This window comes from Microtetraspora sp. AC03309, from assembly GCF_020826795.1.
In the GTDB taxonomy this organism is placed as follows: Bacteria; Actinomycetota; Actinomycetes; order Streptosporangiales; family Streptosporangiaceae; genus Microtetraspora; species Microtetraspora glauca.
On record NZ_JADDIL010000582.1, the window covers coordinates 1 to 408 of the forward strand.

The following is a 408-nucleotide window of genomic DNA, read 5'->3' on the forward strand; positions in this document are numbered from 1 at the left end:
GTCGGCGAGCCGGCGGGAGAGCTTCGACTTCTCCTGCAGGCTCCGCAGCGCGATCCACAGCGCCCGCTCGACCTCCTCGTCCCGGGCCCTCAGCAACGCGTCGGGTGTCCAGGCATGTCCGACTCGGCACCGGTAGTTGCCCTCACCGACCGACGCCAACGAACCGTTGCAGTCCGGGCAGATATAGCCGGACGGCGGGCCGAGCGTCTCCGTGTCGAAATCGGTGTCGAAACGGGCCGACTTGGCGATACGGTTCTCCAACTCCATGGATGCGTCGGGTTCCATCTCGTGCTCCTCGACACTTCGGTTGGCCAATGTGGCGATCAGGTCGCCCATTCGCGCCACCGGGGCCTGGTGGTCGATCACCCCTGCTGCGATCGCGTTGGCCGGCATCGCGGGAAACAGCGC

At 66.9% G+C, this 408-nt stretch carries 1 protein-coding gene; it reads right to left on the minus strand.

All coding sequences use genetic code 11. The features are described from left to right. The coding region (locus IMZ11_RS44460; protein ID WP_228649808.1) for a hypothetical protein at positions 1-408 on the minus strand (408 nt) is incomplete at both ends.